18 protein-coding genes and 1 pseudogene are annotated in these 25,562 nt (G+C 67.8%); 5 read left to right on the forward strand and 14 right to left on the reverse strand.

Annotated features, from left to right (window positions below; genetic code table 11):
• Positions 1-22: 22 nt before the first annotated feature.
• Positions 23-334 carry a cell division protein ZapA gene (locus tag H162_RS0101610; protein ID WP_020651695.1) on the reverse strand — a complete coding sequence of 104 codons (312 nt, stop codon included), beginning with the start codon at positions 332-334 and terminating at the stop codon, positions 23-25.
• A complete protein-coding gene (locus H162_RS0101615; RefSeq protein WP_020651696.1) occupies positions 331-609 on the reverse strand; it encodes a hypothetical protein in 279 nt (92 codons plus the stop codon). Before H162_RS0101615 ends, H162_RS0101610 begins: the two co-directional genes overlap by 4 nt.
• Positions 610-985: 376 nt before the next feature.
• On the opposite strand from H162_RS0101615, the gene groES reads away from it, so the two are divergent.
• The 3 genes from groES (at position 986) to H162_RS0101630 (ending at position 3,619) form a co-directional block, all read left to right on the forward strand.
• Positions 986-1,276 (forward strand): co-chaperone GroES, encoded by a 291-nt coding sequence (gene groES, locus H162_RS0101620; protein ID WP_026354108.1) that lies wholly within the window; start codon positions 986-988, stop codon positions 1,274-1,276.
• A 42-nt stretch (positions 1,277-1,318) separates the two neighbouring features.
• Complete coding sequence (gene groL / locus H162_RS0101625; RefSeq protein ID WP_026354109.1) at positions 1,319-2,965, forward strand: chaperonin GroEL; 1,647 nt, start codon at positions 1,319-1,321, stop codon at positions 2,963-2,965.
• 171 nt (positions 2,966-3,136) lie between these two features.
• Complete coding sequence (locus H162_RS0101630) at positions 3,137-3,619, forward strand: hypothetical protein (protein ID WP_020651699.1); 483 nt, start codon at positions 3,137-3,139, stop codon at positions 3,617-3,619.
• A 231-nt stretch (positions 3,620-3,850) separates the two neighbouring features.
• Here H162_RS0101630 and H162_RS0101635 read toward each other — a convergent pair whose 3' ends face one another.
• Together H162_RS0101635 and H162_RS0101640 are read right to left on the reverse strand one after the other, a co-directional pair.
• A complete protein-coding gene (locus tag H162_RS0101635) occupies positions 3,851-5,713 on the reverse strand; it encodes a glucokinase (protein WP_020651700.1) in 1,863 nt (620 codons plus the stop codon).
• Entirely contained in the window at positions 5,713-7,353 is a 1,641-nt protein-coding gene (locus H162_RS0101640) for an alpha-glucosidase (RefSeq protein WP_020651701.1), read from the reverse strand. The genes H162_RS0101635 and H162_RS0101640 overlap by 1 nt, the downstream gene beginning before the upstream one ends.
• Positions 7,354-7,642: 289 nt before the next feature.
• Between H162_RS0101640 and H162_RS0101645 the strand changes: the two genes are divergently transcribed.
• Both H162_RS0101645 and H162_RS0101650 read left to right on the forward strand, forming a co-directional pair.
• A complete protein-coding gene (locus H162_RS0101645) occupies positions 7,643-9,199 on the forward strand; it encodes a POT-type proton-dependent oligopeptide transporter (RefSeq protein ID WP_020651702.1) in 1,557 nt (518 codons plus the stop codon).
• 20 nt (positions 9,200-9,219) lie between these two features.
• Positions 9,220-11,937 (forward strand): alpha-1,6-glucosidase domain-containing protein, encoded by a 2,718-nt coding sequence (locus H162_RS0101650; RefSeq protein WP_020651703.1) that lies wholly within the window; start codon positions 9,220-9,222, stop codon positions 11,935-11,937.
• Between the two features lie 66 nt (positions 11,938-12,003).
• On the opposite strand, the gene H162_RS32460 is transcribed toward H162_RS0101650, so the two are convergent.
• The 10 genes and pseudogenes from H162_RS32460 to H162_RS0101700 all read right to left on the reverse strand — a co-directional run bounded on the left by H162_RS32460 (position 12,004) and on the right by H162_RS0101700 (position 25,505).
• Positions 12,004-14,685 (reverse strand): PAS domain-containing protein, encoded by a 2,682-nt coding sequence (locus H162_RS32460; protein WP_020651704.1) that lies wholly within the window; start codon positions 14,683-14,685, stop codon positions 12,004-12,006.
• A 216-nt stretch (positions 14,686-14,901) separates the two neighbouring features.
• Positions 14,902-15,936 carry a LacI family DNA-binding transcriptional regulator gene (locus tag H162_RS0101660; RefSeq protein ID WP_040786181.1) on the reverse strand — a complete coding sequence of 345 codons (1,035 nt, stop codon included), beginning with the start codon at positions 15,934-15,936 and terminating at the stop codon, positions 14,902-14,904.
• A 102-nt stretch (positions 15,937-16,038) separates the two neighbouring features.
• Complete coding sequence (locus tag H162_RS0101665; protein ID WP_020651706.1) at positions 16,039-16,677, reverse strand: 2-dehydro-3-deoxy-6-phosphogalactonate aldolase; 639 nt, start codon at positions 16,675-16,677, stop codon at positions 16,039-16,041.
• A complete protein-coding gene (locus H162_RS0101670) occupies positions 16,674-17,594 on the reverse strand; it encodes a 2-dehydro-3-deoxygalactonokinase (protein WP_020651707.1) in 921 nt (306 codons plus the stop codon). The genes H162_RS0101665 and H162_RS0101670 overlap by 4 nt, the downstream gene beginning before the upstream one ends.
• A gap of 54 nt (positions 17,595-17,648) precedes the next feature.
• Positions 17,649-18,614 carry a LysR substrate-binding domain-containing protein gene (locus H162_RS0101675; RefSeq protein ID WP_020651708.1) on the reverse strand — a complete coding sequence of 322 codons (966 nt, stop codon included), beginning with the start codon at positions 18,612-18,614 and terminating at the stop codon, positions 17,649-17,651.
• Between the two features lie 68 nt (positions 18,615-18,682).
• Positions 18,683-19,456, reverse strand: coding sequence for an SDR family oxidoreductase (locus H162_RS0101680; RefSeq protein WP_020651709.1), 774 nt, complete (start codon positions 19,454-19,456; stop codon positions 18,683-18,685).
• Positions 19,457-19,473: 17 nt separating this feature from the next.
• Entirely contained in the window at positions 19,474-20,622 is a 1,149-nt protein-coding gene (gene dgoD / locus H162_RS0101685; protein WP_020651710.1) for a galactonate dehydratase, read from the reverse strand.
• Positions 20,623-20,717: 95 nt separating this feature from the next.
• Positions 20,718-22,571: a glucokinase gene (locus tag H162_RS0101690; RefSeq protein WP_026354111.1), complete on the reverse strand. Its 1,854-nt coding sequence runs from the start codon at positions 22,569-22,571 to the stop codon at positions 20,718-20,720.
• Positions 22,572-22,646: 75 nt separating this feature from the next.
• A pseudogene (locus tag H162_RS29885) lies at positions 22,647-23,571 on the reverse strand (alpha/beta fold hydrolase).
• A 62-nt stretch (positions 23,572-23,633) separates the two neighbouring features.
• A complete protein-coding gene (locus H162_RS0101700; RefSeq protein WP_020651712.1) occupies positions 23,634-25,505 on the reverse strand; it encodes a putative bifunctional diguanylate cyclase/phosphodiesterase in 1,872 nt (623 codons plus the stop codon).
• Positions 25,506-25,562 lie beyond the last annotated feature (57 nt).

The following is a 25,562-nucleotide window of genomic DNA, read 5'->3' on the forward strand; positions in this document are numbered from 1 at the left end:
CCATGTCAAACGGATTTGGCCCTTAGTACAAATTTTCCTGCGGAGCCAGGGCTTGGTCGAGCACCGAATGCATGGCCTCGAGTTTCTGCTTGACTTCCAGGATCGACATGTCCGAAAGCGGGCCCTGCGGCGATTTCACCGACAGGAATTCGGCGGCGACGCTCAGCGCGGCCATGACCGCGATGCGGTCCGTGCCCTTGACCTTGCCGGTATCGCGCAGCGCGCACATCTTCCCGTCCAGGTAATGCACCGCTTCGCGCAGGGTGCGTTCCTCGCCGTCGCGGCAGGCCAGGCGGTAGGGCTGGCCCATGATGGTGACGTCGAGATGGATCATCGGGTGGCCTCGCTTTCGTTGGACGCGACCGCGCCTTCGCCGTCGCCTTCGCCGTCGGCATCCTCGCCGCCCTCTTCGCCCGGAGGCGGAGGCAATTGCTCGAGCACCGCCTCGACGCGGCGCTGGGCTTCGATCAGGCGCTCCTTGAACGCGAGGTTCTCGGCGCTGAGCAAGGCATTGGCCTGCCGGAGCAGATAGTTCTCGGCGCGCAGCGACTGGGTCAGTTGGGCGAGCCGGTCGATTTTGTCGGAGAGGTCTTGGAATTCGGAAATCATTCGACACTATAGGACCGAGATGGTTTTTCCGTCAACCGAATCGCGCGTCCGCCTGCTCACTCATAGGAGAGTTTCATCCGTGCGGCATGAATTCGCCGGCAGGTGTAGGCTGCCCGGCTCTTGCCCGGATGCCCACGGCCTGGCCGGGAAAAACATGGCCCACCCTCCGCAATCCCTTGCGCGCAATCTGCCATTGGCTTGGGGCAGCTCAAAAAGATCGGCATGTCGTCAACATTGCTGCTTGAAATGGCAAATTATCGTCCCTATAATTAGCACTCGTTAGTAGAGAGTGCTAACAAACTCTTTGCAGCCGACGCACTTTCCGGTGCGGCGGCATTGATTGATAGTCAAACCATTGAAATATAAGGAGTTTTGCATGAACCTTCGTCCTCTGCACGATCGCGTAATCGTGAAGCGTCTCGATCAGGAAACCAAAACCGCGTCCGGACTGATCATCCCCGATGCAGCTGCAGAGAAGCCGGACCAGGGCGAAGTCCTCGCCGTCGGTAACGGCAAAGTGCAAGACAACGGCCAGCTCCGTGCCCTGGAAGTCAAGGTCGGCGACCGCGTCCTGTTCGGCAAATACTCCGGCCAGGCCGTCAAGGTCGACGGCGAAGAGCTGCTGGTGATGCGCGAAGAAGACATCATGGCCGTCGTGGCCCTGTAATCCCCTTAGACCACTTACACGTATCATTCGGAGAAATACAACATGGCAGCTAAAGAAGTAGTGTTCGGCGACGCAGCGCGCGCCAAGATGGTTGAAGGCGTCAATATCCTGGCCAACGCAGTCAAGGTCACCCTGGGCCCGAAAGGCCGCAACGTCGTGCTGGAGCGCTCGTTCGGCGCCCCGACCGTGACCAAGGACGGCGTCTCGGTGGCGAAAGAGATCGAACTGAAAGACAAGCTCATGAACATGGGCGCGCAGATGGTCAAGGAAGTCGCTTCGAAGACCAGCGACAACGCCGGTGACGGCACCACCACCGCGACCGTCCTGGCGCAGGCAATCGTCCGCGAAGGCATGAAGTTCGTCGCCGCCGGCATGAACCCGATGGACCTGAAGCGCGGCATCGACAAGGCCGTCGCAGCGACCGTCGAAGAGCTGAAGAAGATCGCCAAGCCGACCACCACCTCGAAGGAAATCGCCCAGGTTGGCGCGATCTCGGCCAACTCGGAAACCTCGATCGGCGAGCGTATCGCTGAAGCGATGGAAAAGGTCGGCAAGGAAGGCGTCATCACCGTCGAAGACGGCAAGTCGCTGAACGACGAGCTGGACATCGTGGAAGGCATGCAGTTCGACCGCGGCTACCTGTCGCCGTACTTCATCAACAACCCGGACAAGCAGGTTGCCGTTCACGAGAACCCGTTCGTCCTGCTGTGCGACAAGAAGATCTCGAACATCCGTGATCTGCTGCCGGTGCTGGAGCAGGTTGCCAAAGCCGGCCGTCCGCTGGTCATCGTCGCCGAAGACATCGAAGGCGAAGCGCTGGCGACCCTGGTGGTCAACAACATCCGTGGCATCCTGAAGACCGTCGCCGTCAAGGCGCCTGGCTTCGGCGACCGCCGCAAGGCCATGCTGGAAGACATCGCCATCCTGACCGGTGGCCAGGTGATCGCCGAAGAAGTCGGCCTGACCCTGGAAAAGGTCACGCTGAACGAACTGGGCCAGGCCAAGCGTATCGAAGTCGGCAAGGAAAACACCATCATCATCGACGGTGCTGGCCAGGCTGAAGCGATCGAAGCGCGCGTCAAGCAGATCCGCATCCAGATCGAAGAAGCGACCTCGGACTACGACCGCGAAAAACTGCAGGAGCGCGTGGCCAAGCTGGCTGGCGGTGTTGCCGTGATCCGCGTCGGCGCTGCGACCGAAGTCGAAATGAAAGAGAAGAAGGCACGCGTGGAAGACGCGCTGCACGCAACCCGCGCTGCCGTTGAAGAAGGCATCGTCCCGGGCGGCGGCGTGGCCCTGCTGCGCGCACGCGCTTCGCTGAACGTCAAGGGCGACAACCCTGACCAGGAAGCAGGCATCAAGATCGTCCTGCGCGCGATGGAAGAGCCGCTGCGCATGATCGTCCAGAACGCCGGCGACGAGCCGTCGGTCGTGGTCGCGGCCGTCCTGGCCGGCACCGGCAACTACGGCTTCAACGCCGCCAACGGCACCTATGGCGACATGGTCGAAATGGGCGTGCTGGATCCGGCCAAGGTCACCCGCTCGGCACTGCAGAACGCAGCGTCGATCGCCGGCCTGATGCTGACCACCGACTGCATGGTCTCGGAATCGGCTGAAGACAAGCCGGCCGGCGGCATGGGCGGCATGGGTGGCATGGGCGGCATGGGCGGCATGGACGGCATGATGTAATAGCCGTGCATGGCCCGGCGCGGGCAACCGCGCCTGTCCGACATAAGAAAGCCCGCAGGGTCGCTCCCTGCGGGCTTTTTGTTTGGGCGAGCCTGGCTGCCCGGCGTCCTCATCTGTTGCCGCTCAAACACCGATGGTTTAGTATGTCCGCCTCACTTCACGAGGCACCCCATGTTCCCACGCGCCGACTCCTCTCCTTCCCTGCGCCTGCTGGCCGTCGCGCTGGCCCTGGCCTGCGCCGTCGCAGGCTGCAAGCGCGCCGAACGCGAGGAGCCGCCCAAGCCGGCGGCCGCGGCTGCTGCTCCGGCGCCGGCCGCGCAAGCTCCGGCCCGCACCAGGGAACAGGCGATGACCGCCCTGCTCGCCCTGCCCGAACTGAAGGCCTGGTCGCAGCAGATCGAGAAGCGTTCGAAGGGCAAGGCCCACGGCGCCGTGATCGAGGACGATCCGCTGCCGCGCGAGATCAACGGCAAAAAGTACTTCCAGCTGACGTTCGTGGAAAACCGCGCCGACGACGTGCGCCGCCGCGAGAGCTTCCTGGTCGCGCAGAGCGGCGACGAGATCCTGGTCGAGGACACCGAGACCGATACCCTGCTCTCGCTGCAGGAGTGGCGCCGCACCATCGAGCGCGTGGACCTCAAGAGCGCCGAATAAACACATTCAGGGTCAGGTCTGTCATTCGGACAGCGATCACGCACCTTTGATCTATCTCAAAACGCTGCTTTTTATTCCGAAAGCGTTAGTCGCTCGTTAGTCGCTCGGCTCATATAAGCAAATTCAAAGCCGTTCTGAGATTCCGCAAGGGTCATGCGTCCATGTCCGAATGACAGACCTGACCCCGACCTGCAGCGGAATGGGAAAAGCGGGCAATGCCCGCTTTTTTTTTCAGCTGTCGAGGTGCGAGATCAGGAGCCGGTGCGGCTCCTCCCCCTGCGCCTGCCCGTGCTGGCCATCGACCGAAATCCCCACCGCCACGATGTCGATCAGGAGCAGCTGCAGGATGCGCGAGATCATCGACAGGAAGCTGCTGCTGTCTTCCGCATGGTCGACCGCCAGGCATACGCTGGCCTTGCGCGCCAGCGGCGACTGGCTGTTGCTGATCGCGATCACGTCGGCCCCGGCGGCGCGCGCGATGTCCACCGCGTCGAGCAGCTCCGGCAGGCTGCCGGAGTTCGACACCGCGATCACCACGTCGCCCGGCCCCAGCAGCTCGGCGGCCAGCTTGAACAGGTGCGAGTCGCCATACAGCCCGGTCGGGATGCGGAAGCGGAAGAACTTGTGCTGCCCGTCCAGCGCCACCGCGCGCGAATTGCCCATCGCGTAGAACTCGACGCGCCTGGCCTTGCTCACCAGTTCGATGGCGCGGTCGATGGCGCGCACGTCGAGCTGGTCGCGGAAGCGCAGGATCGCGGACACCGTGTTGTCGATCACCTTGGCCGACAGGTCGTGCGTGCTGTCGCTGGTGCGCACCTGGCTGTGGCGCACCGGGATCGAGCCGGTCAGGCTGCTGGCGAACTTCAGCTTGAACTCGGCCAGGCCCTGGAAGCCCAGCGAGCGGCAGAAGCGGATCACGGTCGGCTGGCTGACGTCGGCCAGGCGCGCGATTTCCGCGATCGGCTCGTTCAGCACCATGCGCGGCTGTTCCAGCACCAGCGAGGCCACGCGCTGTTCGGCCGGCGTCAGCTCGTGCCGCAGGTTCCCGATGCGCTCCATCAGCGTGTTGGCGCCGCTGCGCCCGCGCAGATGCTCGGCCAGGATGGTGGCCACGCCGTGGAAGGCCGGGTTCGGCGTCGTGATCACATAGGTCGGGATATCCGACAGGTAGTTCGAGAAGCGTCCCTTGGCCTCGAAGCGCGCGCGGAACGGCGACGCCGCGAACCACTCGCCCATGCGCGGCACGATGCCGCCGCCGATGAAGATGCCGCCAAAGGCGCCCAGGGTCACCGCCAGGTTGGCCGCCGCCCCGCCCAGCATGCCGCAGAAGCACTCCAGCACTTCCAGGCACAGCGGATCGCCCGCTTCGAGCGCGCCGGCGACGATCTCCGCCGCCCCGCGCGGCGCCGCCTCGACGCCGTTGCGCCTGGCCAGCGCGCGGTAGATGATTTCCATGCCCGGACCCGAGATCAGGCGCTCGTTCGAGACGTGCTGCCACTCGCGCCAGGCGTATTGCAGGATCGCGAACTCGCGCTCGTCGGCCGGCGCGAAATTCACGTGGCCGCCTTCCGAACCCAGGGTCACGAAGCCGTCGGCGGTCGGGATCACGCCCGACACGCCCAGGCCCGTGCCCGGACCCAGCACCCCAATCACGGCGTTCGCCGCCGGCTTGCCCGCGCCGACCTGCATCAGGTCTTCCTGCGCAAAGCCCGGGATCGCCATCGCCAGCGCCGTGAAGTCGTTCACGATCAACAAGGTCGACAGGCCCAGTTCGCGCCGCACCGCGTCGGTCGAGAATTGCCAGTCGCGGTTGGTCATGCGGACGTAGTCGCCGCTGATCGGGTTCGCCACCGCGAAGGCCGCGTGGTGCAGGGCCACCTCCGCGTGATCGGCCAGGTAATGCCGCAGCAGCGGCACGATGCCCTCGAAGTCGTCGCAGCGCAGCACGCGCACCGAGCGGAACACGCCCGGCGCGGTCTGCAGCGCGAAGCGCGCATGGGTGGCGCCGATATCGGCCAGCAGGCGCGGACCGTCGGCAAAGGCCGTCCGCGCGAACTTGTCCCGATCCTGATCCTGTCCCTGCTGGCTGCCCATCAGCGCCCCGCCGGCAGGCTGCCGAACCAGGTGCCGTACGGCGGCAGGGTCACGCGCCCGCCTTCCGCAGTGCCCGGCAGGCCGTGTTCGTTCAGCGCCGCGGCGCCGGCGGTGGCCGGCCAGTCGAAGCCGACCGCCTTGTCGGAGAGGTTGAACGCGGCCAGCACGCTGTCATGGCCGTCCACGTCGCGGCGCAGGGCCAGCACCGGTTCGGGAGCGTCGAAGAAGGCGATCTCGCCGCGGGTCAGCTGCGGCATCGAGCGGCGCCAGGCGATGAAGCGGCGCTGGAAGTTCAGCATCGATGCCGGATCCCGGTCCTGGACGTCGACGGCATTGGCCACGTGCGGCTCGGCCACCGGCAGCCACGGCGTACCCTCGGTAAAACCTGCCTGGGGCGCGTTCGCTTCCCACGGCATCGGGGTGCGGCAGCCGTCGCGGCCCTTGAACTCCGGCCAGAAGGTCTTGCCGTACGGGTCCTGCAGCAATTCATACGGCACGTCGGCTTCGACCAGCGCCAGTTCGTCGCCCTGGTACAGGCAAGGGGTGCCCTTCAGCGACAGCTGCATCGCCAGCACCAGCTTGGCCAGCGCCGGCGCCGGCTTCTCGCCGCCCCAGCGGGTCATCACGCGGATGGCGTCATGGTTGCCGACCGACCAGGAGGCCCAGCCGTCCTTGACGCGCGCATTGAATTCCTCGACCTGCTGGCGGACATGGGCCGCCGTGAAGACCGGCGTGAGCAGGTTGAAGCTGTAGGCCATGTGCAGCTTGTCGCCGCCTTCGGTGTACTCGGCCATCTGCGCCAGCGCATCGTCGGAACTGACTTCGCCGATCGAGATCGCGCCATATTCGTCCAGCAGCTTGCGCACCTTCTGCAGGAAGGCGACGTTTTCCGGCTGCGTCTTGTCGTGGATGTGGGCCTGCATGCCGTAGGGGTTGACGTCGGTGACGGTCGAGGTGTCGCGCACCAGCGCCGGCGGGTTGCTGCGCAGCTGGCGGTCATGGAAATGGAAGACGCAGGCATCCATGCGCACGCCGTCGACACCGCGCTCGAGCCAGAAGCGCTGCGCATCCAGGTGGGCCTGCTGCACCTCCGGATTGTGGAAGTTCAGCTGCGGCTGGCTCACCAGGAAGTTGTGCATGTAGTACTGCTTGCGGCGGGTATCCCACTGCCATGCCGAGCCGCCGAACACGGACAGCCAGTTGTTGGGCGGATTGCCGTCCGGGAGCGGGTCGGCCCACACATACCAGTCCGACTTCGGATTGTCGCGGCTCGAGCGGCTTTCGACGAACCAGGAATGGGTGTCGGCGGTATGCGACATCACCTGGTCGATCATGATCTTCAGGCCCAGGCTGTGCGCTTTGGCGATCAGCCGGTCGAAGTCGGCCAGGGTGCCGAACAGCGGGTCGACGTCGCAGTAATCCTCGATGTCGTAGCCGAAGTCCTTCATCGGCGACTTGAAGAACGGCGACAGCCAGACGATGTCCACGCCCAGGCTGGCAATGTAGTCGAGCTTGTCGGTGATGCCGGCCAGGTCGCCGACGCCGTCGCCATTGGTGTCGAGGAAGCTGCGCGGATATACCTGGTAGATGATGGCTTCGCGCCACCAGTTCGGCTGGTCGGTCTTCGGGGTCTGGGTCATGGCTGAGATCCGGTTGAGAATTCTAGCCAATATACAGGATGAAAGAAAACTTTACAATTGCACTTTCGACACGCCATCCTTGACTTATCCGTTTGTTTTCAACCACTTAAGATTGCACAGCGCAGCAATCCCGCAACGATAAAGTAACTAAACTACGTGACATGCACGATGAGCGCAGGGCGCCTCCAGATTTTTATTGCAAAGTAGCTCAGCCTCAGCATAGGATCGCGTCTGTTTCGAAATTTGGAAGGTAGCCATGACTACAGCAGCACCCAAGAACGCCGGGCGGATGCCGCGGCAGATCCCTTACATCATTGCCAATGAAGGCTGCGAGCGCTTCAGCTTCTACGGGATGCGCAACATCCTGACGCCCTTCCTGATTTCGACCCTGCTGCTGTTCCTGCCGGAGTCCGAGCGCACCGGCGAAGCCAAGCACGTGTTCCACACCTTCGTCATCGGCGTCTACTTCTTCCCGCTGCTGGGCGGCTGGCTGGCCGACCGCTACTTCGGCAAGTACAACACCGTGTTCTGGCTCAGCCTCGTGTACTGCGCCGGCCACGCCTGCCTCGCCATCTTCGAGGACAACCTCAAGGGCTTCTACCTCGGCCTGTTCCTGATCGCGCTCGGCTCGGGCGGCATCAAGCCGCTGGTGGCGTCCTTCGTGGGCGACCAGTTCGACCAGACCAACAAGGAAAAGGCGAAGGTCGTGTTCGACGCCTTCTACTGGATCATCAACTTCGGCTCCTTCTTCGCCTCGCTGCTGATGCCGCTGTTCCTGCGCGACTACGGTCCGTCGGTGGCCTTCGGCATCCCGGGCATCCTGATGTTCATCGCCACCATGGTCCTGTGGAGCGGCAAGAAGAAATACGTGCACGTGCCGCCGACGCCCGCCAACCCGCATTCGTTCATGAACGTGGTGCGCACCGCCCTGCTGGCCCGCCGTCCGGGCGAGGGCCGTCCCGGCCTGAACGTCGCGCTGTTCGGCGCGGTCGCCGCCGTCGCGTCGCTGGCCATGTCGGTCCAGTGGGGCTTCGTGATCGGCGCCTGCGCCGCCCTGGTGCTGCTGCTGGCCTTCGGCGGCATCGGCGCCTCGATGCAGCTGGAGCGCGCGCGCGGCGCGCACTCCGAGGAAGCGGTGGACGGCGTGCGCGCCGTGCTGCGCATCCTGATCGTGTTCGCCCTGGTGACGCCGTTCTGGTCGCTGTTCGACCAGAAGGCCTCGACCTGGATCGTGCAGGCCAACACCATGACCACCCAGGTCAGCCTGCTCGGCTACAGCTTCAACGTCATCCCGGCCCAGATGCAGGCGCTGAACCCGCTGCTGGTGATGCTCCTGATCCCGTTCAATAACTTCGCCCTGTTCCCGCTGCTGCGCATGGTCGGCATCGAGCCGACCCCGCTGCGCCGCATGACCGCCGGGATCGCCCTGTCGGCCGCCGCCTGGGTCGTGGTGGGCAACCTGCAGGTCGAGCTGGATGCCGGCACGCCGGTGAACATCGCCTGGCAGATCCTGCCGTATGCGCTGCTGACCCTGGGCGAGGTGCTGGTCTCGGCGACCGGCCTGGAATTCGCGTACAGCCAGGCCCCGGCCTCGATGAAGGGCGTGATCATGGCGTTGTGGTACCTGGCCGTCACGGTCGGCAACCTGTGGGTCCTGATCGTCAACGCGGGCGTCAAGAACCAGTCCGTGATCGCCTATATCGAGCAGTCCGGCGTGGGCGTGATGGCCTTCCAGATGTACTTCTTCGCCGCCTTCGCGCTCCTCGCGGCGGCGGTGTTCGGCTGGTACGCCACCCGCTACCGGATGGTCGACCACTATCGCGGCACCGCCCCGGCCGGCGCCTGACACGGGATTCCACCACGACCATGAGCACACTCCGCTACGCACTGCTTGCCGCCTCGCTCTCGTCCACGGCGCACGCCGCCGTGCCGCTCGAGGCCTGCGACAGCCAGTCGTTCCAGACCGTCCTGCACGCCGCAAGCAACACGCTCGAAGCGCGCGCCGTCTGGCTCGACCGGCGCCTGATCCGCTGGCCCGGCGCGACACCGGACGGCGCCTGGCGCCTCTACCATTCGCCCACCGGCACCATCCATGCCCGGGGCGGACGCAAGGTCACGGGCGCGGCCGGCGCCCTGACCCTGGAGCTGTCCACTGGCCCGGCGCCGCCGGCCGCCGCCGCCCGCTTCAAGTACGTGCCCAGCGGCCCGCTGCTGGCGGTGCGCGACGCCGACCTCGAACGCCTGGGCGCCCTGCACCGCCAGCAGCTGGTGCTGGTGCAGGAAGCGCCGGACGGCACGGTGCGCGCGGCCACCCGGGTGCAGGCCGCGGGTGCGCTCGACGACCTGTATGCGGCGGCCGACGCCATCCACGACCTCGGCGCCACCCCGGCCGGCGGCAGGACCTCGTTCAAGGTGTGGGCGCCGACCGCCCAGCAGGCGGCGCTGTGCACCTACGACAGCGCGACCGGCCGCGCCGGCGCGGTGCACGAGATGGCCTTCGACAAGGCCAGCGGCGCCTGGAGTGCAACGCTCCCGCGCGACCTGTCCGGCAGCTACTACAAGTACGCGGTCGACGTCGTGGTCGACGGCGCCGGCCTGGTGCGCAACCTGGTCACCGATCCCTACTCGGTCAGCCTGACCACGGACTCGAAGCGCAGCTACGTCGCCGACCTCGATTCGCCGAAGCTCAAGCCGAAGGGCTGGGACCGCACGCGCCCGCCGAACACCGTCAGGGCGCAGACCGACATGGTGATCTACGAGCTGCACGTGCGCGACTTCTCGATCAACGACCCGAGCGTGCCGGAAGCGAAGCGCGGCAAGTACGCCGCCTTCGGCGAAACCCGCTCGAACGGCATGAAGCACCTGGCGGCGCTGGCCAGGGCCGGCCTGACCGACATTCACCTGCTGCCGGTGTACGACCTGGGCAGCGTGCCGGAACAGGGCTGCGCCGTGCCCCTGCCCGCGGGCGCGCCGGACGGCGACAGCCAGCAGGCGCTGGTGCGCAAGACGGCGGACACCGACTGCTTCAACTGGGGCTACGATCCCTACCACTACAACGCGCCGGAAGGCAGCTACGCCAGCGATCCGGCGGACGGCGCGCGCCGCATCCTCGAGTTCCGCCAGATGGTGATGGACCTGCACGCGGTCGGCCTGCGCGTCGGCACCGACGTGGTCTACAACCATACCTTCATCGCCGGCCAGAACGAGAAGTCGGTGCTGGACCGCATCGTGCCGGGCTACTACCACCGCCTGAACGCTTCCGGCGGCATCGAGCGCTCGACCTGCTGCGACAACACGGCGACCGAGAACCTGATGATGGCCAAGCTGATGATCGACTCGGCCGAGCTCTGGACCCGCCACTACAAGATCGATTCCTTCCGCTTCGACCTGATGGGCCACCAGCCGCGCGCGGCGATGGAGCGCCTGCAGCAGCGGGTCGACAAGGCGGCTGGCCGCCGCGTGCAGCTGATCGGCGAAGGCTGGAACTTCGGCGAGGTGGCGGACGGCGCGCGCTTCGTGCAGGCCTCCCAGCTGTCGCTGAACGGTTCCGGCATCGGCACCTTCAGCGACCGTGCGCGCGACGCGGTGCGCGGCGGTTCCGCCGGCGATGCGGGCGAGGCGATGGTCCGCCAGCAGGGCTATATCAATGGCCTGGTGTACGACCCGAATGCGCTGGGCAAGGAGCGCCAGCTGTCCGAGCTGCTGCGCGCGGCCGACCTGGTGCGCATCGGCCTGGCCGGCTCGGTGCGCAGCTACCCGCTGCGCACCTTCGACGGCCGCGTGCGGCTGCTGGAGGACATCGGCTACGGCAACCAGCCGGCCGGCTACGCCAGCCAGCCGGGCGAGGTGGTGAACTACGTCGAGAACCACGACAACCAGACCCTGTACGACGCCAACGTGCTCAAGCTGCCGGTCGATACCCCGGCCGCAGAGCGTGCCCGCGTGCAGGTGCTGGGCATGGCGATCAATGCCTTCAGCCAGGGCGTGGCCTACTACCATGCGGGCATCGATACCCTGCGCTCGAAGTCGCTCGACCGCAACAGCTTCAACTCGGGCGACTGGTTCAACCGCATCGACTGGAGCTACCAGGACAACTACTTCGGCACCGGCCTGCCGCCGGCGGACGACAACGGCAAGGACTGGGCGCTGCTCAAGCCCTACCTGGCCAACGCGGCGCTCAAGCCTCTGCCTTCCGACATCGGGTTCGCGCGCGACGCCTTCCGCGACCTGCTGAAGATCCGCGCCAGCTCCACCCTGTTCCGCCTGCGCGGCGCCGACGACATCACGCAGCGCCTGCGCTTCTTCAATACCGGGCCGGGACAGCAGCCGACCGTGATCGCGGCCTGGCTGGACGGCGAGGGCTATCCGGGGGCGCGCTTCGCGGGCATCAGCTACCTGGTGAACGTGGACAAGGTCGAGCGCAAGGTGGCGGACGAGTCGCTGCGCGGCAAGCGGCTGCGCCTGCATCCGGTGCATGCGGCGCGCGGCGCGGCGGATGCGCGGGCGAAGCAGGCGCGCTTCGACAGCGCCAGCGGCAGCTTTACCGTGCCGCCGCGGACGGCGGTGGTGTTCGTGGCCGAGTAAAGCAGCAAGCGCCCGTCGTTCCCGCGAAGGCGGGAACGACGGGTCCCGGCCGGTCATCCGGTCCCGTCAGGCCGACAGCAGCGGCTCCCCGTTGCGCCGGATCGCGAAGGTATTGCGCCCCGCCCTCTTGGCCAGGTACAGCGCCTGGTCGGCCGTTTCGCTGATCGACTCGGCCGTCACCCCGGTCCCGTCGGCCAGGCCGACGCCCACGGTCGTGGTGACCTCCAGTACCAGCGTTCCCAGCTCGAACGGCGCCCGCATCGCCAGCAGGATCTTGTGCGCCACCCGTTCCAGGTCGTCTTCCGACTGCACCTCGTCCAGCAGGACGGTGAATTCATCCCCCGCCAGCCGCGCCACCAGGTCCGAGCTGCGCACCGCCTTCTGCAGGCGCCGCGCGAACTCGACCAGCACCATGTCGCCCACCGCATGCCCGTGGGTGTCGTTGATCTGCTTGAAGTGATCGATGTCCAGGTAGAACAGCGCGAAGCGGCGCGCGCGCTGCAGCGAACGCTCGATGGCGCCCTGCAGGCCGATCTCGAACTGGCGGCGGTTCGGGATCTTGGTCAGGGCGTCGGTGTGCGCCAGCGCATGCAGGCTGCGCTCATGCAGGCGCGACGCCGTCGCATCGGTGGTGAGCACATACACGCCGACGACCGCGCCGTCGCGGAACTGCGGCAGGAAGGTCGAGTGCACGATGCGCGCATGCTTCTTGCGCACGATCTCGTGCTCGCACTGGGCGGCCTCGCCCTTCCAGGCCCGGTCCAGGGCTTCCTTCTGCTGGACGAAGTAATCGTCTCCGAAGGCCTCGCACATGGTGCGGCCGATGATGGCCCCGGGCGCCTTTCCCAGCCAGGACCCGTGCACCGCATTCGCGAAGCGGTAGCGGCGCTCCTGGTCGAGGTAGGCGATCAGGACCGGCAGGTTGTCGGTGATGGTGCGCAGGCGCTCCTCGCTGTCGGCCTGCGCCAGTTCGCTCATCTTGCGGGCGCTGATGTCGAAGGCCATGGCGAAGAAGCCATCCGGCGCCCCGCTGGTTGCGCGCTGGGGAATGAAGCAGCACTGGTAATGCATCAGGCAGCCGCCGACTTCCATGGCATGCTCGAAATACACCCGCTCGCCGGCCGCCGCGCGCTCGAAATACGGCTGGAGCCGCGCGTAGGCCTCGGGCGTGTACGCGGAAGCGATATCCTGTCCGATCAGCTCGTCCGCGCCCTTGCCGTAGAACTGCAGCGCACGGCCGTTCAGGAACACGAACCTGCCCTGCGCATCGACCTTGCCGATCAGGGTCGGGAGATTCTCCGTGATCGCGCGCAGCCTGCGCTCGCTCGCCGCCAGCAGTTCCTTGGAGGCCGCGAGTTCGCTCACGTCCTTCATCACCACCACCGCGCCGAGCGTATGGCCCTGCGCATTGCGCAGCGGGCGTCCGCTTGCCAGCACGGTCGCCGCCGCCTGTCCCGCGGGCGCAATCACCAGCGACTGGTCGCGCACGACCTCGCCCTTGAGCGCGCGCACCAGCGGCAGTTCGTCCATCGCCATCGCCGTGCGTCCGTCGGCATGGTAGAGCGCATAGTAGTGCGACCACTCGGCCGGCGCGATGGGCTGGCGATCGCGGCCGAGGACCTTGCGCGCGGTCCGGTTGAACAGCGACAGGTTGCCGACCGCGTCGCAGGCCACCACGGCGACATCGATGGATTCCAGCACCGCGTCGAGCAGTTCCTGCTTTTCTTCCAGCTGCTGCCGGGTGCGGATGCGCTCCGAGATATCGTTGCAGAAGGCGCCGAAATAATGCTCGCCATGCCACAGGTAGGTGCTGATCGTCATCTCGATCGTGATCTGGCGTCCGCACGCGGTCAGCGCGGGCAGCTCCATTTTCTTGTCGAGCACCGAACTTTCGCCGCTCGTGACGAACCGGCGCAGGCCCTGGTCGTGCGCGGTGCGCAGGTGCGGGGGCACGATCAGCTCGGACAGCAGCTTGCCCATGGCCTGCTCGCGCGGCCAGCCGAAGATGCGCTCGGCCGAGGCGTTCCATTCGATCACGCGGCCCTCGCTGTCCGCGCCCACGAAGCCGCTGTACGAGGACGAGACGATGGTGCGGGTCCAGGCTTCGCTCTGGCGCAGCGCGGTTTCCGCCAGCTTGCGCTGGGCGACCTCGCGCGACAGCTGCGCCACCTTGTCTTCCAGTTCGGCGGTGCGCGCCGCGACCCGCCCTTCCAGGTCGCTGTTCAGCGCCTTCAGGGCCTGCTCCGCCATCGCACGGGCGGCCACGGTCTTGGCGTGATTGAGTTCCACTTCGACCATGCACGCCAGGTCCTGCAGGACCTGGCGCTGCTGCGGCGACAGGCTGCGCGGAACCGTGTCGATGACGCACAGCGTTCCCACCGCCTGGCCGGCGCTGTACACCGGCTGCCCGGCATAGAAACGGATATGGGGCGCCCCGAGCACCAGCGGATTGTCCGCGAAGCGCGGATCCAGCAGGGCATCTTCCACCACCAGCATCCGGCGCGCCGCGACCGCATGGCTGCAGAACGCCATCGAGCGCGGCGTTTCCGCGGCCTCGAGCCCGCAGCGCGACTTGAACCATTGGCGGTCCTCGTCGACCAGCGAGATCAGGGAGATCGGCGCGCCGAAGGCCATCGCCGCCAGCCGCGTGAAACGGTCGAAGCGGGGTTCGGACGGGGTATCGAGGATCGCGAGATCGGCCAGCGCGGCAAGGCGCGCGGCTTCGGGGAATGCGCCGGGGGCGTCCATTAACAACTCTCCATAAGACAGTGCAAGAGCGGCAGGGTATGGGCCGGCATTGAACTGGGCGCCGGGGACGGGGGCGACCACCGGGCAATCGTAACATGCAATTCCTCAAGGAAACTAACAATTCCTGCCGGTCTGTGGCGCCTGGCTGACACGAAGGGCCATGCGAATTCGGCTGGCATGCCAGGGAAGGACGCCGGCGCCCCAGGTGGTCGAGGCTCAGGCGGCGATGCAGGGACCGTCGGATGCGCGCGGCACCAGTTCGACCGGTTCGAGGTGGGTGTAATGGCCGGTATTGCCGGGAGTTAGCAGGCGCAGCAGCGCCTCTCCCAGCCTGCAGCCGTTGTCGAAGGCCCGGTGCTCGATCGTGCTCAGTGGAGGATCGCAGTAGGACGAGGCTTCGGAATTCCCGTAGCCCATCACCGAGACGTCGCGGCCGGCCGCCAGGTTCAGGCTGCGGCAGGCCGAGATCGCGCCGATCGCCATGCTGTCGCTGGCGCACAGGATCGAGGTCGGCGGGTCGGGCATCTGCAGCAGCACGCGGCACAGCCTGAATCCGTCGGCGACCGTCAGGTTGCCATCGCGGACCAGGGCCGGATCCGCGGACAAGCCGGCTTCGGCCAGGCCGCGTTCATAGCCGCGCCGGCGCAACTGGGCGAACAGGTAATGCGATTCGCCGTTGAGCAGCGCGATGCGGTGGTGGCCCAGGCCGGCCTGGCGCCGGGCGGCCTGGCGGAAGGCTTCCTCGCTGTCGGCGTCGACCCAGGAATAGGGCTGCGTGCTGCCTGTGCGCCCGTAAGTGACGAAGGGCAGCCCGGCTTCCTGCGCCAGCTTGACCCGGCTGTCCTCGACCCTGGTGCGCACGATCAGGAGCGCGTCGGCCCAGCCGGCATGGATGAAGTCGGCGAACAGGTCCAGTTCGGCCTTTGGGTCGCCGGAGGAAATGGTGGTGGCGAACAGGTGGTAGCCCGTGCCTTCGATCTTCGAGGCCACCCCGGCCAGCAGACGCGAATACATGCTGTCGATGAACTGGCCTTCGTCGACCAGGGAAGGCAGCACCACGCCCATCGCCGAGGCCTTGCCGGACACCAGCCGGCGTGCGGTCGGATTGGGCCGGTAGCCCATCGCCTTGGCCGCAGCGGCCACTCTGTCGCGGGTGGCGGGGGCGACGTCGGTGTAGCCGTTCAGGGCGCGCGATACCGTCGAGACGGAAAGCGACAGGGATTTTGCCAGTTCGGTAATTGAAGTTGTCACGCGGCCTGGTTCGGAAATGGTCGTCAATCGCCGTCAATACCCGGCCGGGAGGCCGGGCGCTTCCATTCATTGTGCCAGATGCCGGGACAAGCGGGCAGCCCGCTAGCTGTCGATGACCGCGACAGGTGCCTCAGCGCGCCAGGCCGCTGCGAAGGCGGCGGCGCGGTGCGCCAGGGTGGCGAGGTCCGCGCCCGGCGTGAACAGCTGGCTGCCGAGGCCGGCGCCGGTGGCGCCGGCCTCCTTCCAGGCCCACAGCTGCCCGGGCGCGACGCCGCCCACGGGCCACAAGGGCGTCCCCGGGGGCAGCACGGTCTTGATGGCCTTCAGGCCCGCCATGCCGATCGACTCGGCCGGGAACAGCTTGAGCGCATGCGCGCCCGCATCCAGGGCGGCGAAGGCCTCGGTCGGCGTGGCCACGCCCGGCGCGCACAGCATGCCGCGCGCGGCCGCATGCGCGATCACCCGCGGGTTGCAGTTCGGGGCGACGAACAGCCGGCCGCCGGCCGCCGCCACCGCATCGACATCGGCGATGCCCAGCATGGTGCCGCCGCCGACCAGCGCGTCCGGCGGCGCGATCTCCGCCAGGATGTGGATCGCCTGGAGTGCGCCGGGCCGGTTCAGCGGCACTTCGAGCAGGCGGAAGCCGGCGTCGAACAGCACCCGGCCGACGCCGGCGGCCTGTTCGGGAGCGAGGCCGCGCAGGATCGCGACCAGGGGCAGTGCAAATGCTTCGGGATTCATCGGGACTGGCTCGCAAGGAAACGCGCCAGGGCGGCGCAATACACGGATTCGGGATCGAGGTGCTGGAGCGGCACGCCCAGCCGGGCGGCGGCAAGCGCATAGGCGCGCTGCAGGGCTGGCGAGGCAATCGCGGTGAGCTGCGGCTGGTCCTCGCCGACCTGGTCGAGGATGGACACGAACTCGGCGCCCACCAGCAGGCCGCTGACCCAGGAGCGCGCCTGCGCGGCCGGCATCGCGCCCGTCACCACCTGCGCGCGCACGCCGAACAGCGCGGTCGACAGCGGCGCGCGGGCGCGCGCTTCCTCGACCCCGGCGACAAACGCCGCCTCGTCCTCGCCGCCGTTCATCAGGGGCGCCAGCGTGCCCCGGGCGGCCAGGGTCGCGAACAGTTCCCCGGTCATGAAGGTCGCGAACCGGCGGATCACGCCGTCTTCCAGCAACACCCATTTGCTGTGGGTGCCCGGCAGGACCACCCAGCCATCGCGCTTGCCGAGCGCCAGCGCGCCGAGCAGCTGGGTTTCCTCGCCGCGCATCACGTCGACGCGGGCGCCGCGCTGGCTGTAGCCGGGCACGATCAGGCAGCGGCGGCCGTCCGGCAGGCCGGGGGCCGGTGCAAGCTGCGCGGGAAGCGCGTCCAGGGGAACGGCGATGTCGAGGTAGGGAATCTCGCGCCAGCCCTGGGCGCTGCCGACCATGCCGGAAGCAAGCACCGGGACGTCTGGCGGAATCTCCATCCGGTCCAGCAGCGCCGCCAGCGAGGCGGCGAAATGCGGACGGGCGGCGAGCATGCCCTGGCCGTCGGCATGGCTGGCCAAACAGCCGCCGTGGCGGTCGACCAGGTAAGCCCGGCGGTTGCTGGTGCCCCAGTCGACCCCGAGCAGGCGCTGGGCGCCCTGTTGCGCTTGAACGGTTTGCATGCGGCCATGCTACTGGCGCCGGCGGCCCGCCACCAATGGCTTATTTGCGCCCTGCTATCCGATTTTGGCATAGCTGGCCGCGCGCCGTCCCGGGGCCGCCTCGCGCAAGGCGGCCAGCATCGCCTCGGCGGCCGGGGGCAGCTGGTGCCGGCGCCGGGTGACGATCCCGTACACGTCCATGCGCAGGTGCAGCTCGTAGGGCAGCCGGGCCAGCAGGCCGCTGTCGAGCCAGGGCTGGACCAGTTCGAGCGCCATCGGCGCGATCATGTCGCTGTTCCTGAGGAGCGCGCTGACCACGGCCAGTTCCATCGCCGAGACGGTATCGCGCGGCTGGTCCAGCCCATGCGACAGGAACAGCGCGGCGATGCGGTCGCGCACGATGCTGCCGGCCGGCGGCAGGACCCAGGCCTGGCGCGCCAGCGCGGCCAGGCCGAGGTCGCGTACGCCCAGCAGCGGATGCATGGGACGCGCGACCAGGCAGTGCGGCTCGTCGGTGATCGGTTCGAAATGCAGTTCGTCGGAGGCGGCGCCATCGGGAATGCGGCCGATGACGATGTCCAGTTCGCCCGCGCGCAAGCGCTCCACCAGCCGCTTGCTGCTGTCGACCTCGATCGACACGTTGACGCCCGCGTGGCGCGCGCGCAGCAGCGCCACCGCGGCCGGCGCCAGGGTCGCGGACGGGGTCAGGATGGCGCCCACCGCCACCTTGCCGCGCAGGCCGGACAGCAGCTGGTTGACCTCCTGCCAGGCGGCGTCCATCTCGGCCAGCGAGGCGCCGGCGCGCCGGATCAGGACCTTGCCGTACCAGGTCGGCTCGACCCCGCGCGGCAGGCGCTCGAACAGGGGCACGCCGAGCGCATGCTCGAGCTCCCCGAGCAGCTTGGAGGCGGCGGGCTGGGTCAGGTGGGCCGCCTTCGCGGCCTGCATGATGGAGCCATGCCGCCCGAGCTCGACCAGCAGCACCAGGTGACGGGTTTTCAGGTGGGCGCGGACGAAGCGGTCGGAACGGGGATCGGTCATGCTGGGATCAAGAAGTTTCCTTAATGATAGATGTCGAGCCCCCCGGGGGTCAAACCCTGTCCATACATTCAGTCGTGGTAGACCTGGCTGCGTCCGCCGTCGACCAGGATGTCGGTCGCATTGATGAAGCGCGCCTCGTCGCTGGCCAGGAACAGCGCGGTGTAGGCCACTTCCTCGGGCGCGCCGATGCGCCGGCAAGGCAGCAGCGCTTCCTGGCGCCGCAGCTCGGCCTCCGGATCCTCGCAGCTGTCCAGCCAGGCCCGGATCTGCTCGGTCATGATCAGTCCCGGCGAGATCGAATTGACGCGGATGCCGCGCGCCGCGTACTCGATGCCCAGCGAGCGGGTCAGGCCGATCAGCGCGTGCTTGGCGACCGGGTACGGGAAGCAGCCCGGGATGACCTTGTGGCCGTGCACCGAGGCGATGTTGACGATGCTGCCGGCGCCGCGCTCCAGCATGCGCGGCAGCGCGGCGCGGGTGACGTTCCATACGCCGTCGAGGTCGACCGACATGCAGCGCTGCCAGTCTTCCTGCGTCAGCGCGAGCGGGTCCGAGAACACGTTGATGCCGGCGTTGTTGACCAGGATGTCGAGCTGGCCGAAGCGCTCGACGGCGCGGTCCACCATGCGCCGGGTGGCGGCGCGGTCGGCCACGTCGGCCTGTACGAACAGGCTGCGCTCCTCGCCCAGTTCGGCGCGCATGGCGGCGGCATGGCCGTCGTCGCGGTGGCTGTTGATCACCACCCGCGCGCCTTCGGCGGCGAAGCGCCGCGCCACGGCGGCGCCGATGCCCATGGTCGACCCGGTCACGATCGCGACCTTGCCGGCAAGCCGGTTGCCCATCTCTTCCCCTTCCCTTCTCACCATTCCGCGATGCTGCCGTCCGCATGGCGCCATACCGGATTGCGCCAGTCGGGCGCGTTGCGGCTCGCCTCGATCACGCGTTCCTCGTCGATCTCCACGCCCAGGCCGGGCTTCGGCAGCGGCGCGATGTAGCCGCCGGTGATGCGGAAGTCTTCCTTGTTGCGCACGTAGTCGAGCAGCTCGCCGCCCTGGTTGTAGTGGATGCCCATGCTCTGCTCCTGCAGCACCGCGTTGTGCGCGACGAAGTCGAGGTGCAGGCAGGACGCCAGCGCCACCGGTCCCAGCGGGCAATGCGGCGCCAGCGCGACGTCGTAGGCATCGGCCATGGCGGCGATCTTCACGCACTCGGTGATGCCGCCCGCATGCGAGAGATCGGGCTGCACGATCGCCAGTCCGCCCTCCTCGAACACGCGCTTGAACTCGAAGCGCGAGTACATGCGCTCGCCGGCCGCCAGCGGAATCGGCGTGCCGTCGGCCAGGCGCCGGTACTGCCCGGCCTGTTCGGCCAGCACCGGCTCCTCGACGAACAGGGGGCGATAGGGTTCCAGCTCGCGCAGCAGCACCTTGGCCATGGGCGCGGCGACCCGGCCATGGAAGTCCAGTCCGAACTCGACGCTGTCGCCGAAGGCGCTGCGGATCTCGGCCACACGCGCCACCGCCTGGTCGATCTTGCGCGCGCTGTCGATCAGGCCCAGCTCTTCGGTGCCGTTCATCTTGAAGGTGTCGAACCCCGCTTCGCGCAGGACCCGCATGCCGGCGATGACATCGGCCGGACGGTCGCCGCCGACCCAGCTGTAGGTCTTCATGCGGTCGCGCACCAGGCCGCCGAGCAGCTCGTACACGGGCACGCCCAGCACCTTGCCCTTGATGTCCCACAGGGCCTGGTCGATGCCGGCGATGGCGCTCATCAGGATCGCGCCGCCCCGGTAGAAGCCGGCGCGGTACATCAGCTGCCACAGGTCGTTGATGCGCGCCGGGTCCTGGCCGACCAGGTACTCGCCCAGCTCGTGCACCGCCGCCTCGACGGTGCGCGCGCGCCCCTCGATCACCGGCTCGCCCCAGCCCGTCACGCCTTCGTCGGTCTCGATCTTCAGCAGCATCCAGCGCGGCGGGATGCGGTAGGTCGTCAGTTTGGTGATTTTCATGCGGGCAGTGTAGCCGCGCGCACTGCGGCCCAAGCATGAATAATCGCGCGCCAGCTATACGAATGCGATATGGCTGGCGCTCCCCGGCGCCCGCGCTAGATATCCAGGTGCGAGATCAGCAGCTTGCGCTGCTCTACGTCGCCCTGCCCTTCCCCCTGGGCGCCGAGCGAGATCCCGACCGACATGATGTCGATCAGGAGCAGCTGCAGGATGCGCGAGATCATCGACAGGAAGCTGGTGCTGTCCTCGCTGTGGTCGACCGCCAGGCAGACGTTGGCCTTCCTGGCCAGCTGCGACTTGCTGCTGGTGATGGCGATGACCTCGGCGCCCGCCGCGCGCGCGGTGTCCACCGCTTGCAGCAGCTCGGGCAGCTGGCCGGCGGTCGAGATCGCGATCACCACGTCGCCCGGGCCGAGCAGGCCGGCGGCCAGGGCCAGGAGGTGCGAGTCGCCGTACAGCGCGGCCGGGATGCGGAAGCGGAAGAACTTGTGCTGGCCGTCCAGCGCCACCGCGCGTGCGTTGCCGAGCGCGTAGAACTCGACCCGGCGCGCGCGGCGCACGATCTCGATCGCGCGGTCGATCGCCTTGACGTCGAGCTGGTCGCGGAACTTCAGGATCGCCGACACGGTGTTGTCGATCACCTTGGCCGACAGGTCGTGGGTGCTGTCGCTCATGCGCACCTGGCTGTGGCGCACGGGGATGGTGCCGGTCAGGCTGCCGGCGAACTTGAGCTTGAATTCGGCCAGGCCGCCGAAGCCGAGCGAGCGGCAGAAGCGGATCACGGTCGGCTGGCTGACGTCGGCCAGGCGCGCGATCTCGGCGATCGGCTCGGACAGCACCTTGCGCGGGTGCTCGATCACGAGCGCGGCCACGCGCTGCTCGGCGGGCGAGAATTCATGGCGCAGCTGCTGCACGCGGTCCATCAGGGTGTTGGCGCCGCTGCGTCCGCGCAGGTGCTCGGACAAGATCGCCGACACCCCGTACAGGGCCGGGTTCGGGGTCATGATCACGTAGGTCGGGATCTGCGCCAGGTAGCCGGTGAAGCGGCCCTTGGCTTCGAAGCGGGTGCGGAACGCCGAGGTGGCGAACCACTCGGCGATGCGCGGCACGATGCCGCCGCCGATGAAGATGCCGCCGAATGCGCCCAGGGTCACGGCCAGGTTGGCGGCCGCGCCGCCCAGCATGCCGGCGAAGGTTTCCAGCACTTCCAGGCACAGCGGGTCGCCGTCCTCGAGCGCGCCGCCGACGATGTCGGCGGTGGAGCGCGGCGACGCCTCGACGGCGTTGCGCTGGGCCAGCGCGCGGTAGATCAGTTCGATGCCCGGCCCCGAGATCAGGCGCTCGTTCGACACGTGCTGCCATTCGCGCCAGGCGTACTGCAGGATCGCGAACTCGCGTTCGTCGGCCGGCGCGAAGTTGACGTGGCCGCCTTCGCTGCCGAGGGTGACGAAGCCGTCCAGGGTCGGGATCACGCCCGACACGCCCAGGCCGGTGCCCGGCCCCAGCAGCCCGGCGACCGCATGCGACTGCGGCGCGCCGCCGCCGACCTGCAGCAGGTCCTTCGGCTGGAAGCCGGGCAGCGCCATGGCCAGCGCGGTGAAGTCGTTCACGATCAGCAGGGTCGACAGGCCGAAGCCGCGCCGCACCTCGTCGGTCGAGAACTCCCAGTCGCGGTTGGTCATGCGGATGTAGTCGCCGCTGATCGGGTTCGCCAGCGCGAAGGCGGCGTGGGTGATGCGTACGCCCTGGTGCTGGGACAGGTAGGCCTGCAGCAGCGCATGGATGCCGCTGTAGTCGTCGCAGCGCAGCACGGCGACCTTGCTCAGCACGCCGGGCGCGGTTTCCAGGCCAAGGCGCGCATGGGTGGCGCCGATGTCGGCCAGCAGGCGCGGGCCGTCGGCGAAGGCGGCGCGCGTGGGTTTTTGGGCGGTGTCGGGGTCGATGGTCATCGTGCAAGGATACCATCGAGCGCATGGCGGGGAGCGGTTTCCCCCTGCCCTCGCGACCCGGGCGCGACGGATCGATCAGCGGCCCAGCCCTTTCAGCAGCGCTTCGTGAAAACGCGCCGGGTCCTGCATCTGCGGCGCATGCCCCATGTCGGCGAAGGTCACCAGGGTCGCATTCGGCATGCGGTGCACGGCATGCCTGGCCAGGTCCGGATAATTGCCCAGGCGCGGGCGCAGTGCCGGCGGGGCGGCGTCCTTGCCGATCGCGGTCGTGTCCTTCAGGCCGATCAGCAGCAGGGTCGGCACCCTCAGCAGCGGAAACTCATGGAGCACCGGCTGGGTGTAGATCATGTCGTACTGCAGCGCCGAGTTCCAGGCGACGAGCTCCCGGCCCGGTCCGCGGTACATCCCGGCCAGCATCTGCACCCAGGGCTCGTACTCCGGCTTCCACTGGTTGACGTAGTAGGTGGCCTTCTCGTAGTTGCGGATCCGCTCGGCGCTGGTCTGCAGCTCGCGCTCGTACCACTTGTCCACGCCCAGCGAAGGCACGCCCAGCGCCTTCCAGTCCTCCAGGCCGATCGGGTTCACCAGCACCAGGCGCTCGGTCTGCTGCGGGAACATCAATCCGTAGCGCACGGCCAGCATGCCGCCGGTGGAATAGCCCATGACGATCGCCTTCTTCACCCCCACCGATTCGAGCAGGGCGCGCGTGTTCTCGGCCAGCTGCTGGAAGCTGTACTGGTAGTGCGCCGGCTTGGTCGACTTGCAGAAGCCCACTTGGTCGGGCACCACCACGCGGAAGCCCGCCTGGCTGAGTTCCTTCATGGTGCCGGCCCAGGTCGAGGCGCTGCGACCTGAAGCGGTACTGCTGCGTCGGTTCGGGATAGGGGAAGCCCTCCAGTTCCGGTCCGTAGACCGGCTCGTCGGCGGCGAAGGCCGGCGCCAGGGCGAAGGAGAACAGGGCGCCCGCGAAGGCGCGCAACAGGCGTGTCAGGACTGGCATGGCGGAATATGCAAAGTTGACGGAATCGCCAGTCTAGCGGATTTCCCCGGGCCGCTGCCGGGTCAGGCCAGCAGCGCGCGCACCTCGGCCACCGACAGCGCCCGATCGCCGGCATCCTGGAAGCGCCGCAGCACCTGCCCGATCGTGTCGCCCGGCAGCGCGCGGCTGAAGTACCAGCCCTGCACGTGGCTGGCGCCGCGCTGCATCAGCCATTCCAGGTCGCCCCCGTCTTCCAGTCCTTCGCACAGCAGCTCCACATTGAAGACGGCGGCGATACCCTGGATCAGGGAAAACAGGCCCGCGGTCTTGCTGTCGCGCGAGACGCCGTGCACGAACTGCAGGTCGGCCTTGAGACGGTCGAACGGGAAACTGTTGAGCGCCTCGAGGTTCGAACAGCCGGTGCCGAAATCGTCGATCGCGATCCGCACGCCGAGCGCGCGCAGCGCCGCCACGCGCCCATGCAGCGACTGCAGGGTACCGACCAGCAGGCTTTCGGTGACTTCGAATTCGAGCAGCTCCCCGGGCACGCCGGTTTCCTCCAGCACCTTCGCCAGCTGCTCGAGGATATCGGCATGCATCAGCGACGCGCGCGAGAAATTCAGGGCCACCGGCACCACGCCCAGGCCCTTGGCGCGCCAGTCCATCAGGTCGCGGCAGACCAGCTTCAGGACATGCACGTCGAGCTCGAAGACCTGGCCGGCGCTCTCGGCCTCCGCCACGAACATCCCGGGTCCGACCAGGCCGAACACGGGATGGCGCCAGCGCACCAGCGCTTCCAGGCCGATCAGGCGGCCATGCGCGGCGTCGACCTGGGGCTGGTAATGGACTTCGAGCCGCCCGAAGCGGGACGTGCCGCGGATGAGCTCGCGCAGTTCGTAGCGCAGGCGCGAACGCGCGATCAGGGCGCTGTCGTATTCGCGCACCACGCTGCTGCCGCGGTGGTCGCGGATCGCGGACGCCGCCGTGTCGGCCGCATCCAGCAGCTCGGTGGCGTCGCCGAGCCATGGCGTCGTCTGGCGCCGGATGCCGATGCGGGCATGCAGGATCTGCGCATGGCCTTCCTCGATCTCGAATGGCTGGTCGATGATCTTGCACAAGCGCGCGATCTGCTCGTCGTGTCCTTCCTGCGGCAAGATCAGCGCGAAGCAAAACTGGTCGCCGCCGAGGTGTCCCAGCAGAGCGTCGTCGCCGCCCCACTCTTCCAGGCGGCGGGCCATCAGGCGCAGGATGCGGTCGCCCGCCGGGCGGTGGAACAGGTCGTTCACCTGGCGAAAACCGATCAAGTCGATGAAACCGACCGTGACCGCCGAGTTTCCGCGTCCTTCCAGCAGGCGCTGCAGGTGATGCAGGAAGACCGAGCGGTTGAACATTCCGGTTGCCGCATTGCAATAACGCAGCTCGAGCATGTCGACGACGATGCGGGCCATCAGCTTGAGCTGATTGGCCTGCTCGGGCTTGAGCGCGCGCGGCGCGATACTCATCACCCATAGTGTCCCGAGCAGGTGGCCGCCGCCGCCCCTGAGCGGCGCCGCCGCATAATGGCGGTAGTGGGGCTCGGCAGTCACCAGTGGGTTGTCGGCGAAGCGACAGTCGGCGCGCGCGTCGCGGACTTCGAACCAGTCCGCATTGGACTGCACGGCGCAGCTGCAGAACGAACCGGAGCGCGGCAGGATGCGGGCCTCGATGCCGAAGCGCGACGGCAGCCAGATCTGGGAGTGGATCAGCACGCTGACGCCGCCGATGCTGGTTCCGGTGCTCATCACGGCCAGGCGCGTGATGTAGTCGAGCTTGGGATCGGGCGGATCGAGCAGGACGGTATCGCCGTCGACGTGGACCGGTGGCCGCGCGCCAAGGCGCACCAGCGCCGAGGGCCGGTCTGCCGGCACGAGCACCCTGTGCAGCAGGGGCGGCACGACGAAACCATGGTCGACCACGGGATCCGCCGATCCCGGACGTTGCCGGTAAACCATCCTGCTTGTTTTGATGTCGCT

The organism is Massilia niastensis DSM 21313, from assembly GCF_000382345.1.
Taxonomy (GTDB): domain Bacteria; phylum Pseudomonadota; class Gammaproteobacteria; order Burkholderiales; family Burkholderiaceae_D; genus Telluria; species Telluria niastensis.